This is a genomic window from Cytobacillus sp. BC1816 (assembly GCF_051353635.1).
GTDB lineage: Bacteria > Bacillota > Bacilli > Bacillales > Cytobacillaceae > Cytobacillus > Cytobacillus oceanisediminis_C.
Genome location: NZ_CP195611.1, coordinates 4,000,667 through 4,016,470 on the forward strand (window position 1 = coordinate 4,000,667; position 15,804 = coordinate 4,016,470).

19 protein-coding genes are annotated in these 15,804 nt (G+C 40.8%); 3 read left to right on the top strand and 16 right to left on the bottom strand.

Annotation, left to right across the window (positions count from 1 at the left end; genetic code table 11):
• The first annotated feature begins 103 nt into the window (after nt 1-103).
• The gene (locus ACR42H_RS20405; RefSeq protein WP_009332942.1) at nt 104-277 is read left to right on the top strand and encodes a DUF2759 domain-containing protein; all 174 of its coding nucleotides are present in this window, start codon (nt 104-106) and stop codon (nt 275-277) included.
• 98 nt (nt 278-375) lie between these two features.
• Here the strand turns inward: ACR42H_RS20405 and ACR42H_RS20410 are convergent, their stop codons facing one another.
• The 15 genes from ACR42H_RS20410 to ACR42H_RS20480 form a co-directional block, all read right to left on the bottom strand.
• Nucleotides 376-690, bottom strand: coding sequence for an MTH1187 family thiamine-binding protein (locus tag ACR42H_RS20410; protein ID WP_113882843.1), 315 nt, complete (start codon nt 688-690; stop codon nt 376-378).
• A 15-nt stretch (nt 691-705) separates the two neighbouring features.
• Nucleotides 706-1,815, bottom strand: coding sequence for a hypothetical protein (locus ACR42H_RS20415; protein ID WP_436372923.1), 1,110 nt, complete (start codon nt 1,813-1,815; stop codon nt 706-708).
• 278 nt (nt 1,816-2,093) lie between these two features.
• A complete protein-coding gene (locus ACR42H_RS20420; protein ID WP_113882842.1) occupies nt 2,094-3,281 on the bottom strand; it encodes a M14 family metallopeptidase in 1,188 nt (395 codons plus the stop codon).
• Nucleotides 3,282-3,444: 163 nt separating this feature from the next.
• Entirely contained in the window at nt 3,445-4,407 is a 963-nt protein-coding gene (locus ACR42H_RS20425; RefSeq protein WP_436372927.1) for an ROK family glucokinase, read from the bottom strand.
• 6 nt (nt 4,408-4,413) lie between these two features.
• Nucleotides 4,414-4,626: a YqgQ family protein gene (locus ACR42H_RS20430; protein WP_113882840.1), complete on the bottom strand. Its 213-nt coding sequence runs from the start codon at nt 4,624-4,626 to the stop codon at nt 4,414-4,416.
• A gap of 154 nt (nt 4,627-4,780) precedes the next feature.
• Nucleotides 4,781-6,241 carry a spore germination protein gene (locus ACR42H_RS20435; protein ID WP_113882839.1) on the bottom strand — a complete coding sequence of 487 codons (1,461 nt, stop codon included), beginning with the start codon at nt 6,239-6,241 and terminating at the stop codon, nt 4,781-4,783.
• A gap of 171 nt (nt 6,242-6,412) precedes the next feature.
• Nucleotides 6,413-7,933: a rhomboid family intramembrane serine protease gene (locus ACR42H_RS20440; protein ID WP_436377034.1), complete on the bottom strand. Its 1,521-nt coding sequence runs from the start codon at nt 7,931-7,933 to the stop codon at nt 6,413-6,415.
• A gap of 137 nt (nt 7,934-8,070) precedes the next feature.
• A complete protein-coding gene (locus ACR42H_RS20445; protein WP_113882837.1) occupies nt 8,071-8,271 on the bottom strand; it encodes a hypothetical protein in 201 nt (66 codons plus the stop codon).
• Nucleotides 8,272-8,364: 93 nt separating this feature from the next.
• Complete coding sequence (locus ACR42H_RS20450) at nt 8,365-9,315, bottom strand: L-lactate dehydrogenase (RefSeq protein ID WP_436372931.1); 951 nt, start codon at nt 9,313-9,315, stop codon at nt 8,365-8,367.
• Nucleotides 9,316-9,366: 51 nt separating this feature from the next.
• Nucleotides 9,367-10,149: a DUF92 domain-containing protein gene (locus ACR42H_RS20455; protein WP_436372934.1), complete on the bottom strand. Its 783-nt coding sequence runs from the start codon at nt 10,147-10,149 to the stop codon at nt 9,367-9,369.
• Nucleotides 10,142-10,717: a 5-formyltetrahydrofolate cyclo-ligase gene (locus ACR42H_RS20460; RefSeq protein ID WP_436372937.1), complete on the bottom strand. Its 576-nt coding sequence runs from the start codon at nt 10,715-10,717 to the stop codon at nt 10,142-10,144. The genes ACR42H_RS20455 and ACR42H_RS20460 overlap by 8 nt, the downstream gene beginning before the upstream one ends.
• 116 nt (nt 10,718-10,833) lie before the next feature.
• Nucleotides 10,834-10,983, bottom strand: coding sequence for a 50S ribosomal protein L33 (gene rpmG, locus ACR42H_RS20465; protein ID WP_009332954.1), 150 nt, complete (start codon nt 10,981-10,983; stop codon nt 10,834-10,836).
• A 77-nt stretch (nt 10,984-11,060) separates the two neighbouring features.
• On the bottom strand, nt 11,061-11,702 hold the full coding sequence (locus ACR42H_RS20470; RefSeq protein WP_113882834.1) for a hypothetical protein: 642 nt from the start codon (nt 11,700-11,702) through the stop codon (nt 11,061-11,063).
• Nucleotides 11,703-11,992: 290 nt separating this feature from the next.
• Nucleotides 11,993-13,228, bottom strand: a complete 1,236-nt coding sequence (locus tag ACR42H_RS20475; RefSeq protein WP_436372942.1) for a glycosyltransferase family 4 protein — start codon at nt 13,226-13,228, stop codon at nt 11,993-11,995.
• The gene (locus tag ACR42H_RS20480; RefSeq protein ID WP_436372945.1) at nt 13,225-13,863 is read right to left on the bottom strand and encodes a DUF4912 domain-containing protein; all 639 of its coding nucleotides are present in this window, start codon (nt 13,861-13,863) and stop codon (nt 13,225-13,227) included. Before ACR42H_RS20480 ends, ACR42H_RS20475 begins: the two co-directional genes overlap by 4 nt.
• 326 nt (nt 13,864-14,189) lie before the next feature.
• Here ACR42H_RS20480 and ACR42H_RS20485 point away from each other — a divergent pair, with 326 nt between their 5' ends.
• Together ACR42H_RS20485 and ACR42H_RS20490 are read left to right on the top strand one after the other, a co-directional pair.
• Complete coding sequence (locus ACR42H_RS20485) at nt 14,190-14,582, top strand: hypothetical protein (RefSeq protein ID WP_243856046.1); 393 nt, start codon at nt 14,190-14,192, stop codon at nt 14,580-14,582.
• Nucleotides 14,575-15,060, top strand: a complete 486-nt coding sequence (locus ACR42H_RS20490; RefSeq protein ID WP_436372948.1) for an endolytic transglycosylase MltG — start codon at nt 14,575-14,577, stop codon at nt 15,058-15,060. Before ACR42H_RS20485 ends, ACR42H_RS20490 begins: the two co-directional genes overlap by 8 nt.
• 69 nt (nt 15,061-15,129) lie before the next feature.
• Here ACR42H_RS20490 and phoU read toward each other — a convergent pair whose 3' ends face one another.
• Nucleotides 15,130-15,789 carry a phosphate signaling complex protein PhoU gene (gene phoU / locus ACR42H_RS20495; RefSeq protein WP_436377036.1) on the bottom strand — a complete coding sequence of 220 codons (660 nt, stop codon included), beginning with the start codon at nt 15,787-15,789 and terminating at the stop codon, nt 15,130-15,132.
• Nucleotides 15,790-15,804 lie beyond the last annotated feature (15 nt).

The window sequence follows — 15,804 nt, forward strand, 5'->3', positions numbered from 1 at the left end:
CGAATGTATATACTTGGGTTTTACATAATGGGTATATAACCTGAAGAATGATTTTGATATGGCTTTTTGCCTGCTGATCACGAAATTAAAGGGGGCTGTTTTAATGGGACTACCAATCATTTTTGCATTAGTCGCAGTTCTTGCAGCTTTTGGTGCGTTTAGCGCACTAAAAAACAAGAACTTCCTTGGCTTGGTTTTTGCTGTAGGAACACTTGCCGTTTTCGGATGGTTCTCTGTAATGACCATAATTAATAGTGGATATCCTGCTGTTCACTAAGGAAAGCGCAACGTGCCCGCTAAGCATTAGCAGACGGCACTTGGAGCTTGACTTTTAAAAAAATAAAAGGGCTTCCCTCAATGGGGAGCCCTTTTATTTTAGCGATTTAACTGGCTTTCAACCCTTCTTACCTTTTCTTCCATTTTCCTTTTGACATCACGTCTGTCATCAATGCGGATATTGGTCGCCACCCTCATTAGGCCTTTTTCAAAAGGGACTTCATGCATTGCCTGGATGACCTCAAACAAATCAGGAAGCTCCCCTTCAATAATGGTATTCATGGGTGTCAGCTGAAATCGGATTTTTCCGCTTTCTTCATATTTTTTTAATACACGCTGAATGTCTGCCACATAACTGCTGACACTCGGAGTTTCCGTTCCAATTGGAATAACAGTAACGTCTGCAATAGCCATATCTTACCCCTCTATCTAACTTGATTTATCGTTATGTTCTACTAACCCAAAGATCTCTCTTCTGTCAGGCATTATTAATTTTTCGAGATAAAAACCCGCTAAACAGGCTGTCCCATTGGGTGAGCAGCTGAGCGGCGCATTTTCCATGTCCTCCAGAAGCACTTCCTTATCTCCTGTTTCACTGTCAACGGATATAAGCTGAAATCCCCCTGCATACATATCACTTTCAGTGCTGTACAATGGCTGAAAAGTTATGATGCCCTGAGGAGTCCAGTCATAATACGGTACCAGCCAATCCGAAAACCTTGTCAAATGAGGTACCGAGATTGAAGATAACTTTCTGAAATCCTTATCCATAAAAGTATACATAGCCTGGTCTGACTGATCTGCCGGCACAGTGATGGTCATTAGCCTGTCTTTGGCAGCATCGAATTGAAAAATGTCTGCCTTAACCATGGTTTCATTATTTCCATCAATAGATTGTTTAACCAGCGGTGCAAAAAGTGACGGGTTTTCATTGTCCCAATCAAGGAAGTAAAGATGATTTGAATCCCCCCATTTGGCAAAAGGCTCCCTTAGGTTTAATTCTTCTAATGTTCCTTTTGCGATGTCGATATAATAGGAAGTAAAATCCCAGTCCTCAGTAAATGAAGCAATTAATAATGATTCTTCATGATAAGGGTTCCACTCAACAGCAAAGTCAAAGCCTGAAATATTTTTCTGCCAAACAACTTTCCCATTTGCTTTTATAGCGGTTAAAGTTCCTTCATAAGTTCCAGGTGATGTTCGAATCAGAATGTATTTCCCAGTTGGACTGACCGTTACGGACGCAATCGGATGCGAACTTTCATAGAGAAGATTTTGATCGCCTGAAAAAAGGTTATAAGAAAAAACCCTGGAAGCTGTTCCCTCATTTACAGTGTAAACAATTTTATCATCGCTGAGCCAGCCATTTGCTCCCTGAAATTCCCCTTCTTTAATCTGTATAGGCTTAACGCTCTTATTTTCAGCATTGTCAGGTGGTGCGGACGGTTCAGAGGTTTCTGTTTCTTGATTCTTCTTCTGCTGCATCTCTGCTTTTTCCGGCTGTTCACAGCCGGTTATTAAAAATAGGGAAACCATCATAATAAAAAATAAAAAAAGAAACTTCCCTATATATGTAGATTGTGTGTCCAACAAATCCGCACCTCCTTTTCTCCCTAAATATAAGTACGTAAACAGCATGAAAATGTTTCAAAAATAATAGAATTAATGTGTTTAATAGGAAAAAGCCGTTTTTCCGTCTTCGATTTGGAAAAGCGGCTGGTTACCATAGAACTATTGGCTTATGAAGTTAGTATGATAGTTATTTTAATGTCTGTTTAATTAAAATACAATAAAGAAACATATTCAAGGTTAATTTTTCACATATAAAGCGATGCAAGAAAAATGCCCAGCACTTCTTCATAAATATCATCATATTGTGACAGGGGCAGCGGATTGACGCCTCTTCCAAGTTCAATGGTGAATCCCGGTCTCCGGAAGTCCTGTATGAACCAATCCTTATAACCCGCAAAACTATCAATATATTGAACTGCTTTATACCCGCTGACACGCTCGAACTCAAGTGCGAGTACCTGTGATTCCGGCGGCTCCAATCCCTCGAATCCCCAATAAAATTCAGCTCCTTGTGTATGAAAGGCAAGCATTCGATCGAATTGATTATCTTTTGCCAGTTCTGCCATTGCTATAGCTTCTGGTTCCGTTAATGGGGCTTCCCCAAGATAATCTCTTGGTGCCGGAGCATTTTGTTCAGTTCTCTCTTTCTCAAAATCCCATTTAGCAGGATACTGATTATTTAAATCTACACCCCTAATATTTGCCTTCCAGCCTGTGAAATCAGTGCTTCCCCTATTTATGGCAATCACTTCTTCCCTGAGTTCTGGAGGTGGCCCATTCAAGACAAGATCTACTCCATCAGGATTCACCATTGGAACTATGGAAAGGTCAACTGAATTATATAAAGGCATGGTTGACACCCCTCTTATCGGCCGGACATTTGTAATGGATAAGAGAAAGCTGTTCAGCAAAGCCATTAATATAGGGGTTGTAATCCATTCATTTGCATGAAAGGATGCATTAATTTGCACTTTCTTATTCCCTTTTCCCAGACGTATCTCCTGAATTGGCTTCCCAAGGACACTTTTGCCAATTGTATTTACCTTTATGAACGGATAAATATCCGACAGCATGGTAATATCAGCTGTTAAAGCTTTGTAATCATAATTTCTCCTGCCTGATACAATTGGAGTTATTACCCGCCTTGGCAGATTTATGGCTGTACCAGGGACCAGACTATTTGGGTTAAGGGATTGATTAACCAGGAGAAGAGCATCTACAGAGAGGTTTCGGGAAGAACTCAGCTTCCAAAAGGTGTCTCCTGGTCTTACCGTATAATTTTGCCGTGTAAAGCCGGGAATATTAATTTCCTGGCCTATCTGCAGCGATACAGGATTAACGCCGGGATTGGAATCAGCAATGAGATTGATTGGAACCATAAAGAGCTGACTGTAATACCAGATGGAGTCACCGGACCGGACTTTGACTTTCATCTTTCTCCCCCTTTCCATCATTTTAATTTTATGAGAAAAAGAAAAAAAGATGACTGTTTACCTGTGTAAAATATGAAATCCGTATCGGCAGTGTCTAAAGGCTCTCGCAGTTTTAGGGTAAAGAAAAAAGCACCTGCACGCAATCAGGCACTTTTTTTTCAATTTATTTATTTTTAGCAAGCCAGGCTGCTCCAATTACGCCGGCGTCATTGCCCAATTTTGCAATATCAATGACGGTGGATTCCTTCACTCCTGGAAACGCAAATTTAAGGAAGTTTTCAATAACAGGCTTCAGCAGTACATCCCCTGCTTTGGACACTCCTCCGCCTAATACTATTTTTTCCGGATTTAAGGTATTTGCAATGTTTGCCAATGCCAGTCCCAGATGCATAGCTGTTTCATTGACTACCAGAAGAGATGCTTCATCCCCATTCCTTGCTGAATCGAAAACATCTTTTGCTGTGATAAATCCATTCTCCTTATATAAATTGGAAAGGCCCCCTTCTCCACCCGATTTTAGGTTTTCAAGAGCCTGCCGGACAATGCCTGTAGCTGATGCTATTGTTTCAAGACAGCCCGTTTTTCCGCAATTGCACTGAGCCCCGCCAAAAGGAACGGAAGTAATGTGGCCAATCTCACCAGCAGCTCCGCTGACTCCCTGCACAATATCTCCGTTGGCAATTACGCCGCCGCCGACACCTGTGCCAAGTGTGACACATACAAGATCTTTAGCGCCATTTCCTGCTCCCTTCCACATTTCGCCCAGAGCAGCGCAGTTAGCATCATTATCAATAATGACTGAAAGCGATGTTTCCACTTCAAGCAAATCCTTCAGAGGGTAATTATCTTTCCAGCCCAAATTAACAGTGTTATATACAACACCTGTTGCCAGATTTACAGGACCTGGGGCACCCATGCCAATACCGAGGATTTTATCCTTGCTTAAATCCAGTTCCTCCAATTTATGATCGATGGCTTTAGCTATATTTATGGTAATATTTTTTCCTTCTTCACTATTGTCAGTGGGAATTTCCCATTTATGAATGATTTCCCCATAGTAGTTGATAAAAGCAAGTTTTGTAGTTGTTCCGCCTAAATCTACCCCAACCAGCCATTTTTCTGCCAAACTCCATCACCTTTTCTGTCTATTTTTCTCTTTAAGATTCTGAATTTCAGTCCGTAAAATCAAGATGCTGCTCTGGTAATCTTTCACATCAATAAGCTGAGAATCATATAGCTCTTTTAATTCGGCAGCCATAAGCTCCAAATCAGCTTCACGATCCCCTATGTAGATGATTGTCCCATATTTCTTCAGGAATTGCTGTATATCATAAATGGTTTTCATTCTGTACCTCTGCTTTTTCGATAAGTTTATACCACCATAAAGTATAATCTAAATTTCTACCCTTCTCAAGATGGACAAGCTTCCTGAAGTAAGATTCCTGGACTAATGTAAAAAATCCCTTCCAGGCACAGCAGCCATTGAGGGATTTTTACATTTAGCGATCCGGATCTTTTGGATGCAGGAAACGCGGCCGCCTGTTCTTTAATGGTATTGGCGACCTGAGCAATACATCCCTGAATGCTCTCAGATTAAAAGGGATGAATGGCCACAGGTATGGCACTCCAAAAGACTTCATTCTAGCCAGCATGATTATCAGCAGCAGGATGCCGGCTACATAACCATAGGTATGGAAAATACTGGTTGAAATCAACAGAGCGATTCTTATCAGCCTGTTGGCCAGGCTCATTTCATAGCTTGGTGTTGAAAATGTTCCAATTGCTGCTATTGCTAAATAAAGAATTACTTCATTTATGAACAATCCAACTTCAACAGCTACCTGTCCAATCATAAGGGCAGCCACCAGTCCGAGTGCAGTAGCCAGCGCGGATGGAGTATGGATCGCAGCCATCCTCAGCATATCCAAACCGAGCTCTATCATAAGAAACTGAATGACTAATGGCAGCTGTCCTGTTTCATTCGGTCCAATATATGATAATGCATCAGGCAATAGCTGTGGCTGTATTGCAAATAAGTACCATAAAGGCAAAAGAAAAATGGAAGCCCAGACAGCCAAAAATCGGACAAATCGCAAATAAGCACCCACAAGAGGCTTATTTCGGTATTCCTCAGCATGCTGCAGGTGATGCCAGAAGGTTGTCGGTGTTATGATCACACTGGGTGAACCATCAACGATGATGCAGACATGCCCTTCATAAAGATGGGTTGCAGCTGTATCAGGCCTTTCGGTATATCTCACCATTGGATATGGATTCCAATGCCGGCCAGAAATGAATTCCTCTATTGATTTTTCGGCCATTGGCAATCCATCAGTGTCAATCTTAGAAATTGATTCCTTTATTTTTTTGACCATTTCAGGATCGGCAATGTCTTCAATATAACTGACAACAATATCTGTTTTAGAACGTCTTCCCACTTGCATATATTCCATGCGAAGTGTCCGGTCTCTAATTCTTCTCCTTGTTAAAGCCGTATTAAAGACGAGTGTTTCTACAAAACCATCCCTTGAACCGCGGACAACACGTTCGATATCAGGCTCCTGTGGTCCTCTCACGGGATATGTACGTGCATCAATGAGAATCACTTCATCGACACCATCCACGACCAATGCAGTTGGGCCAGCCAGCACCGTATCCACAACTTTATCCAGATCATCAGAGGTTTCAACCTCTACATAGGGTATATACGTTTTTATTAGCCGGGAAAGTGTATCCCCTTCCAGCTGGCCGGCATCCAATCCAGCAAGCATTTTCATCAAATAGTGCAATATATCATCTTTTACAAAGCCATCTACAAGATATAGAGCCATTTCCCTTTCTGCATATTCAACATCCAGCTGAATCACATCAAAGCTTTTTTCTACTCCAAGTGCATCTCTAAGATATTCTATATTTTCTTTCAGCGAAACCTTTACAGGCTCTCTTCTGACTTTCTCCAAAATCCCACCTCAGCATTCTGTTCCATTCTTTTCCTTGCATACTATTCAACATCATAGACATGCAAAAAAAAAATCATACCAATGATTGGCATGATTCATGAAAATTAGCCGGAAATGAAGAATTATTTCCCGGGTAGTAAGCTGAATATTCAGTATAATATTAGCTGTACTCTATTCTATTTGGTTTAATAGCTTTTGATACTCTTTCTGTTCCGGTTTAAGACCAGCGGCTATTTGAGCATGATGCCTTGCTTTTTTCGTGTTATCTTCTTCTAAATAGATCAGTGCCAGATTATAATGTGCTTCGTGGAAAGAACCTTCTTCCTTAACGACATGGAGAAGATGTTCTTTTGCTTCCTCCAGTTGTCCCGCTTTTATTTCCGCATATGATAACAGAAAATAAGCCTCTGGAGAGGCATTCCCTTCGTTAACAAAATCAGCAAGCATTGAACGAGCCTTTTCATACTCTTCAGCACTAATATGTTCCTGGGCCATCACTATTGCAGTCTGTTCATTTAAAAGCCTTCCAGGATCATTAAAACCATATTTCAACAATCCAGCCGCCAGACAGAATGATGCTGCTAAAAACAGGAACTGGAGCAATGGCCGTTTCTTCTTGGGAAAATGCACAATGCCAGTAGCAAGAAATCCGCCAATCAGCCCGCCGATATGGCCTGCGTTATCAATTCCTGGAATGGTAAACCCAAATGCAAGGTTGATTCCCAATACGACAAGTATATTAAATCCTATTGTTCGGAAGAAAAGGCTTGGATAAATGAGCCCAAAATATAAAAGTGCTCCAAAGCAGCCAAAAATAGCTCCGCTTGCCCCAGCTGAAAGGGTAGGGCTAAAAATGAAACTGGCTAATGTCCCGCCAAAACCAGCTGCCAAATAGATAAACAGGAACCTTATATTTCCATAGACGCGTTCTACTGCCGAACCAAGATAAAATAAGGCAAGTGTATTCATTAATAAATGCAGCAGCCCAATATGAAGAACAATCGGGGTCAAAAATCTCCACCATTCCCCATCAAGAATTAATGGGTTAAATTTAGCTCCATACCTAATTAAAGTCGATGTATCCGTGCTCCCGCCCATTGCTTCCAAAACTAAAAAAACAGCAACTTGAATAAAAATGAATATATACGTAAAAAGGGGCTTCCCAAAATTAAACATTTCCTTTTCTTTCTTTGCTGTTTTTACTGCTTTAGAAAGAGCAGCATGTTTCAGTGAATCAACATCCATCTCCGTATAATTTCCGGACAGAAGCGTTAACGGCTTTTCAAAAATGGCCTCAACAGCACTTAGGCTATCCGGTTTTCCAGGCTCAATTATTAGGGTTTGGACAGAGGCTTTCGCATTTTCAGGCATGAAGGGGACTCTGATGCGGAATTCATAGTCATCTACAGGCAGGTACGAAGAGACATAGATATTTAATACCGGCATCTCCCTATTGCCAAGCTGCTTCCTCACAGATTCTGCTTTTTGGGCAGTAACCTCAATATCCCGCTGCATCCAATTGCTCCAGTCAAGATTATATTTTAAGAGCCTGATTGCCTTAATCGTTTTATGCTCCATCTTTTCAAGCCATAATTCATCATGATCTCCAGATAGCTGAATCATTCTGTACCCCTGATCAGATATGAAATAATCCGCAAGTTTCCAAAATAAATAATCCTCTTGAACGGCCAATTCTTCCCCCACTCTCTATATGTTGCAATGAATTAAAATACTTATCTAACTATAGGCAAAAAGGAAACCTTTTGTAAAAGAAAAAGCACCTAAATATTTATCCAAAATAAAAAGACCATTACGGTCTTTTTACTTCTTTATTGCCGCCCTTCCGATGGCCCAGAAGAGAAAACAGAGCTCATCATCCTGTCGCGGACAAGCGGAAAACTCATTATTGAAGTGACTAGCAGTTTACGCAAAAAGACGTTCCCAAAAATAACATTAATCAATCGATAACGGTTATGATAGGCAAAATAAGTGCCAAGCCCTATCATAAATATGGATAGTAATCGAGACATTAAAAATCCCTCCTCTTCCTTATTGTGAGAAGAGGAAATAATTTTTATCCATGCTTCAGAACAAAATAAAATCCGCCGCCCAATGCAAGCTGGCTAATCCTTCCTTATTGGTTCAAGCGTTTTCTTGAGAACATTTACTGATTGGGAAAACTGATCTTTCTCTTCGCTGTTTAAGTCAAGTTCAACAATGTCACGAATGCCATTTCTATTGACTATAGCAGGTACCCCAATGTAAACATCATCATGACCATACTCTCCATCTAAGTAAGCTGAGACCGTAAGGACCGAATTCTCGTTCTGAAGGATGGCTTTCGTCAGCCTGACCAGCCCCATGGCTATTCCATAATAAGTCGCCCCTTTTCGCTCAATAATCTGATAAGCGGCATCTCTGACATTGAGGAATATCGAATTAAGATCTTCCTTCCTAAAATTCTCTTCTTTTCTTATCCAGTCATCAATGTTTTTCCCTGCAATATCAGCATGGCTCCATACAGGCAATTCAGTATCCCCGTGTTCACCTATAATATATGCATGAACATTACGCGTATCGACTTTGAAATACTCTCCAAGCAGAAACCTGAATCTGGCCGTATCCAAAATCGTTCCGGATCCGATTACTCTATCTTTTGGCAGTCCGGAGAATTTCCAGACAGCATAGGTGAGAATATCTACTGGATTTGTCGCAACCAGGAAAATGCCATCAAAACCGCTGTCCATAACATGATTCACAATGCCTTTAAAGATTTTTGCATTTTTTTCCACAAGATCCAGACGAGTCTCTCCAGGCTTTTGATTTGCTCCAGCAGTTATGACAACCAAATCAGCCTCTTTGCAATCGGAATAATCTCCAAACCAGATCGATGTTGGGGAAGGAGCAAATGGCATGCCATGATTCAAGTCCATCGCATCTCCTTCAGATTTATCCTTATTTAAATCAATCAGAACCATTTCCTCTGTAACACCCTGATTTAATAGTGCAAAGGCATAGCTTGAGCCCACAAAGCCAGTTCCAATAAGCACGACTCTGTTCACCCGACTTTTCATTACAACTCCCCTTTTCACTTTAAGGTAAGGAACCGCAACCACTTAGTCCCTCTATGTTAATAGAATATATAGAAGCATTCCCACCGTGGCAGAAGCTAAACCTGAACAAAAATTAACAAAGTCATTATCTGCAAAACGCCTGCCTTTTACCAAAAAGGCAGGCTGCCCGCAATGTTCGGTTTTTTCAACATTTTCTTTGCACACCAGGCACTTGTATTCAGCCTGAAAAAAAGCACCTAATATGGAATCAATCAGATTTCCCGCAAATCCAAAGATCCCAATCAGCAAACCTTCATAAAGTGAAACGCTGAACAACATAAATGACTGAAGAGCTATAGTAAAAGAACCTGACAAAGCTGCAATTGTGCCCAGAATGCTGACAGCACCTGAAGTTCCAGTCTCTACTGGCTTCCAGGTCCTTAACGAAATGGGAGGTTTTCGACTTAATGAGCCAATTTCTGATGCCCAGGTGTCCGAGTTCGCTGCAGCCAGGCCAATTAGAAATGCTAACAGCCAAACCGGTGATGGTATCAAAAGATGGAATATACTGGCAATAGCTGCTATTCCTCCATTTGCTGCCACCTGCTGCCAATCCCTTCTTGACCCTTTTGCATGCTTATTTTCTAATGTCTCTTTTCTAGGGCTTTTAAATTTTGACCAAAAGCTTGAGCTCCCAAAAAAGAACCCCAGCACAAGGAGACCGTAAAAACCAAATCCCCATCCTGTTGCAGCACCCACAATGAATGCGGCTATACTGCCTGAAAAGGTCAGTAATCGGAAATAATATCCAGATAGCGCTGTGATCAATATTAAAATAACAATAGATTCAAGCATTGCCGGATGCCCAAACCTGCTGTTCGGTAATAATCATTTCCACCGGCTTGTCATGGTTTTCCACTTGAAAGCCGGTTATGACCTGCAGTTCAAAAGCCAGTGAAACGGTTCTTCCTTTATATTGCTCGAGAAAACGATCATAATAGCCTCCTCCAAACCCCAGGCGGAAGCCATTCTTCATGTATGCCAGCCCGGGTACGATTAAAGTTTCGATTTCCTCACTGCGAACTTCATCTGTCTTTTCTGGATTTGGCTCCCATAATCCATAGTACACAGACTCCAATTCCCTGAAGCTTTTCAGTTCACGGAACACCATTTGCTTTGCTTTAGGAATGCACTTCGGGACAGCAACCCTCTTTCCATCTTCCCATGCTTTTCTGATAATCTGCCACGTATCCGCCTCAGGCGGCTTTGAAACCGTTATTCCTATCGTTTTAGCCTGAAGCCATAAAGGACTGCTATAAAGGCTGCTGGCAATTTCATAGGATAGCTGTTCATACTCAGGTTTGCTCAATTCCTTCATTCTATCCAGCATTTGCTTTCTAAGCGTCTTTTTATCCATTTTCATATCAAACCCTCCAACAGAAGATGACATATGCAATTCCCCTCAATAATTTATCCAAAAAAGGGAAGTATACCCATGAAAAAAGTCAACAAAAAAAGCAGTAGGAATGATCCTACCGCTTATTTTGTTTCACGATGTGTAGTCGAACGCTTATCTCTTGGGCAATATTTTTTAAGCTCAAGACGATCTGGATTATTTCGTTTATTTTTTTTAGAAATATAGTTACGATCTCCACATTCTGTGCAAGCTAACGTAATGTTTACACGCATGTAATTTCCCTCCAAACTATGTTCAAACTAGTTCGTTCATACGACTTTTCTATAATATCACTTTTTAAATCGAAATGCTAGTACGTTTTTTTAAAAGTATCCTCTTTAACCCTGCCTATTAGCAGGTTGTTATATTGAAGGATTTCTGATTTGCTGTCCCCTTTAATAATCCATGATTCCCCTTCAATTGTCCCTCTGCCATTGAATACTGCACTAAGCGAGAAGACGCTTATTGCATTTCCCTGGACCATAGGGTGGTATTTCAATGTTCCTTTCTTTCTGCAGTTCCAAATTTGGTCACTGTATACGTTCCAATAAGGCTGAATTGTACACTCTTCCATCTTTTTGCCGTTTAGCTGGCCATTAACCAAAAACAGCTTGGAATCAGCCAAATGAAAGATGACATTCTCTGCGGGAGAAATGAACGAAAGATGTTCACGGGATGAATACTCATGTCTGTGCTGCAATAAGAGCTTAATCATTCTGGGCTCGTCCACATGGTTAGTGATATAGCTTTTAAAATATGAAATTTTCGAGTGTATTTTTTCTGTCTTAATTTGGACAGAAATTTTCTCATCAGGAAATACCTCTTTACTTCCGTTCTCCATCCAGAAAGTTTTCCCGTCTATCCATAAACCCGGAATCATCTTCAATTTCCCAATCGGCGCTTTCTCCATTTCTTCATAAAAATCAGATTGAATCCAATTTAATGTATTCATCTTCATGCACCTTTTTCTTTATATTTTTTAAGAATTTTAATAAAAGGTTTGTACTTATATTTTACCCGTAGATTTCAGCACGGGTCACTTGGTTTCCGCGGGGAGGAACGAGAGCCTCCTCGGCTCTGTCTGCAGGGTCTCCGCTCCATATCCTCCCCTAAGACATTGATTACTCTTCCCGGGAATCAACAGCGCTCGAAGAAAATGCTAATGCATTTTCTAGGATTAAGGCCCTCAGCTGCAATCAACTCAATGCTTAGTGGTTTAAAACTGCTAATACTGCAAAAGCTTTAAACAAGGTCTTCAAGCTTCTGGCTAATTAGGGTTTCTTGGAATACTCTTTTGGTTTCCTCCGCAATGCGTCCCCAGCTGAATAGGCTTTCTGCGACCCTTTGACCTTGTCTGCCAATTGTAAGGGCTGCTTTGGGATCTTCAAGGAGAGCGGATGCCTGCTCTGCGAAACTGCCAGGATCTCCAGGGGTCATGAACAAGCCGGAAAATCCATGTTTTACTATCCCCTTTAGCCCGCCCGTGTTCGATACTATCGCCGGTTTTCCGGCAATCATTGCTTCAAGGGCAACAATGCCAAATGGCTCATAATGACTTGGAAAAACAGCGAACTCACACTTCATAAAGAGAGCTACTCTCTGCATATCATTAATAAATCCCGGAAAATGAATTACATCGTCAACATTCAGTTCTTTCGCTCTTTTTCTGTGCGCTTCAAGCATAGGTCCTTTGCCGGCTATAATCAAATAAGTATCCGGGTGCTTTTCTTTAATAATAGGCGCTGCCTCAATTAAGGTATCAAACCCTTTTTCTCTGACCATCCTCCCAATCGAAAATATCAGCCTTCCTCCTGGTTTCACCTGAAGCCCCTCCAATAAAGAGTCAGGGTCATCAAGCAGGGTTTCTTTGCTGATTCCGTTTGCGATAACAGACATTTTTTCGCTTTCGACAGCAAATTGCTGAAGTACTTCTTCCTTCATATAGTCACTGCAGACAATAACCTGATCTGACCCTAGTATCAGCTGTTCTTCTTTTCTATGGATAAACTTCTGCAATTCTGTGTAAATCCCATTATTTCTTCCATATTCGGTTGCATGTATAGTCGTTATTAGAGGACACTGTAAACTCTCCTTTAGTGACAGGCCGCATGCTCCTACAAGCCAGTCATGTGCGTGGATGAGCTTGAAGTGGTGGAAGGATGACAGTTCATTGGCCTTTTGCTCCATCGCCAAATTCAATCCTAATATCCAATGCAAAAAGTTAGGATCTTTTTCATTAAGCGGCTTAACCCGGTGTATATAGATACCATCTTTAAGTTCAGAACTGGAAAGACCCCCCGGATTAGCTGTCAGAATATGGACTTCATAATCCTGTTTCAAGCCTCCTGCGAGCCCATGTACATGTCTTGATAGGCCTCCTACAACATGTGGAGGATATTCCCACGTAAGGAGGAGGATCTTAGGTAAACCTTTATGGCAGTTACTTTTATTTCGCTCAGCAGTTGCCGTTTCCATCATTCTTTACCTTCTCCTTCACTCATTGATTCATAATAAGTGTATGTACTCACATTCACAGTCCATTCAGCAGGCTGCCTCTCAGCTTCGCCATTTCCGGATGATTGATAAAGCATTTCCTCAGAAGTATGAATTGCTTCTGAGCGAAGAAATGGGAAGAAATGAGTTTCTGTCAATTTTATGCCCAGCTCTACACAATACACCTTGCCAGGTTTGAGCCCTTTGAAGATCCATTCTGATTGATGGGACAGGATTACTTCATGATCAGAGACCGCATTGGCGCCATGAAAATTAATCCCGCTAACATCATAGATTCTTAAAGATTTTCTCATGGAAGTGACAGGCTCGTGTAAATAACGTGAAGCCATTTTCTCCTTATGATTAGATAATTTCCATAGTACTTTTACCTTATCAGATGTTAATCGTGATAATATCAATTGATCTTTCGGCTGTTTGGGAACGGCATTTTCTTCAGCTGTCAAATTATTCTCGGCAGACTCCTCGCTGTCGTGTTTTGCTTTATTTTGGATAAGTTTGGTCCATTGGTATTGCACTTTTCCTACTGTTGTCTCAAGCTCACTGGCAATTTTGCGAAATGAAAGCCCCCTGCGGCGAAGCTTAATAATTTCATCGATCATACCCGGCACCTCTTGGATTTAGTTTCATAAGCCATTAAAAAAGGGATATATATGTCAAAAAGCAAAATTTTATGACTATTTATATAACTCAATGTTATCACTGATATGGATAGCCTACAATGAACGGAAATTGTCGCTTCTTGCGAATGCACATGCCTGCTTGAATATAAATCAGAAAAAATTTTTTCAAAGTTTGCCGGGAAGCTTTTTCGACAGAGCTCCAGCGACAAATATCTTTAATTTTCACCTGTTTATGGATTACATATCGAAATTTGTCAATTTTGATGGTAAAATATTTCTGTTCAATGAATATGAGGTGACTTTTTTTGGAATCAATCATCCTGGCATTATTGATCTTTTCTATAGGGCTATTTATTCTTTCAGTGTTCTTGAAAGATCCTTATAAAGAGCTGCGAGAAGAAATGGACCAAATGTCCATGCAGCAGATTCAGGAAATGTATCAGATTAAAAAGAAATTAAAAGTATTGGAAGAAGAACTGCTGGTGGCTGAAGAACCCTTTATTCAGCACGTTCCTGCAGACTCTTCTGCTCATTCCTTAGTGAAAAGGGAAGTTCACGAAATTATAAAAAATCAGGTGATGCTGCTTACCAGACAAGGATTGTCAGTAGATCAAATTGCCAGACAATCATCACTCTCTCCTGATGAAGTAAGGACTATTCAAACAGAAATGAAATTTAGAGGTCATGGCCATGAATAAAAGAAATACCCGGGCATTTGCATTTGGCATCCTTACGGCTGTCATAGCCTTCGGTACACCCTATTTTTTCATAAAACCGAAGCAGTCTGAATATAGAAAAATTGATGATAACAGCGCGAAAGAGTTTCTTCAGGCAAACGGCTATACTGTTATGACAGACGAAGAATATACTCTATTGCAGCAGACTAAAGCCGAGGATCCGGCAAATAAGAATACGGAAGAAAAAGAAGAACCTGCTGAAAAAAATACGAAGCCGGAAGAAGGTTCACAGGAATTCTATCAGCTTACAATTGAGAGCGGCATGACACCTGGGGAAATCGCAGCACAGCTTGAAAAGGCAAATGTAATCGATCAGGCAGCAGATTTTGGCATTTACCTTGAAGAATACGGATACAGCAAAAAAATACAACAGGGCACATTTGAACTGACCACTGATATGAGCTATAAAGAAATCGCAAAAATCATAACAAAAAGCTAAAAGGAGCTGAATCCTTTTAGCCTTTTTACTGTCTAGCTCCAGCGCGGCAAGGCGCTTCTGCTTTCTTGTTTAATTATTCAAATCATACTGACGCCCTTTAACCAGGTAAAAAATATGTTCTGAGATATTGGTAACATGATCAGCTGCTCTTTCTAAATATCGGCAAACAAAAGACAGCTGAGTGATCTGAGGAAGATATTCCGGTTTCTGCAGGTTGATCTGCAGCAGCTCTTTAATTGTTTCACCATATAGGTCGTCTACCTGATCATCCATATCAGCAACTTTTTTTGCCTTTGCAATATCTTCATCAGTGAAAGCCTCCAGGGATAGACGCAGCATTTCTGTAGAAATTTCGTACATTTCTTTTATATGTTCAATCGGCTTAATAAGAGGCTCTGATCCAATCCGTATGGTAGACTTTGCAATATTCACTCCAAAGTCAGCAATCCGTTCAATGTCCGTTGCGATTTTTATAGCGACAATGATGCGGCGAAGGTCAATGGCCACAGGCTGCTGTTTGGCAATTAGCAGAATGGCTAAATCATTTATTTCCTCATATAAAATATCAGCCTGATTATCGTCATCAATGATCTCTAGTGCCAATTCTATATTTTGTGTTTCAAGCGCTTCAACCGATCTATGCAGGGCCTCTACTGCAAAATTGCCAATTTCAATCAGTTTCTTTTGAAGCTCCTGCAGATCATATTCAAACCTTTCACGTACTGCCATCATGGTAATCCCCCT

Excerpts from the sequence above, each read along its gene's own strand:
- ACR42H_RS20475 (WP_436372942.1), bottom strand. The coding sequence starts at position 13,228 with ATGATGGAAACGGCAACTGCTGAGCGAAATAAAAGTAACTGCCATAAA.
- ACR42H_RS20420 (WP_113882842.1), bottom strand. The coding sequence starts at position 3,281 with ATGAAAGTCAAAGTCCGGTCCGGTGACTCCATCTGGTATTACAGTCAG.
- ACR42H_RS20470 (WP_113882834.1), bottom strand. The coding sequence starts at position 11,702 with ATGAATACATTAAATTGGATTCAATCTGATTTTTATGAAGAAATGGAG.
- phoU (WP_436377036.1), bottom strand. The coding sequence starts at position 15,789 with ATGGCAGTACGTGAAAGGTTTGAATATGATCTGCAGGAGCTTCAAAAG.
- ACR42H_RS20455 (WP_436372934.1), bottom strand. The coding sequence starts at position 10,149 with ATGCTTGAATCTATTGTTATTTTAATATTGATCACAGCGCTATCTGGA.
- ACR42H_RS20445 (WP_113882837.1), bottom strand. The coding sequence starts at position 8,271 with ATGTCTCGATTACTATCCATATTTATGATAGGGCTTGGCACTTATTTT.
- rpmG (WP_009332954.1), bottom strand. The coding sequence starts at position 10,983 with ATGCGTGTAAACATTACGTTAGCTTGCACAGAATGTGGAGATCGTAAC.
- ACR42H_RS20410 (WP_113882843.1), bottom strand. The coding sequence starts at position 690 with ATGGCTATTGCAGACGTTACTGTTATTCCAATTGGAACGGAAACTCCG.
- ACR42H_RS20480 (WP_436372945.1), bottom strand. The coding sequence starts at position 13,863 with ATGATCGATGAAATTATTAAGCTTCGCCGCAGGGGGCTTTCATTTCGC.
- ACR42H_RS20430 (WP_113882840.1), bottom strand. The coding sequence starts at position 4,626 with ATGAAAACCATTTATGATATACAGCAATTCCTGAAGAAATATGGGACA.
- ACR42H_RS20460 (WP_436372937.1), bottom strand. The coding sequence starts at position 10,717 with ATGAAAATGGATAAAAAGACGCTTAGAAAGCAAATGCTGGATAGAATG.
- ACR42H_RS20490 (WP_436372948.1), top strand. The coding sequence starts at position 14,575 with ATGAATAAAAGAAATACCCGGGCATTTGCATTTGGCATCCTTACGGCT.
- ACR42H_RS20415 (WP_436372923.1), bottom strand. The coding sequence starts at position 1,815 with ATGATGGTTTCCCTATTTTTAATAACCGGCTGTGAACAGCCGGAAAAA.
- ACR42H_RS20405 (WP_009332942.1), top strand. The coding sequence starts at position 104 with ATGGGACTACCAATCATTTTTGCATTAGTCGCAGTTCTTGCAGCTTTT.
- ACR42H_RS20450 (WP_436372931.1), bottom strand. The coding sequence starts at position 9,315 with ATGAAAAGTCGGGTGAACAGAGTCGTGCTTATTGGAACTGGCTTTGTG.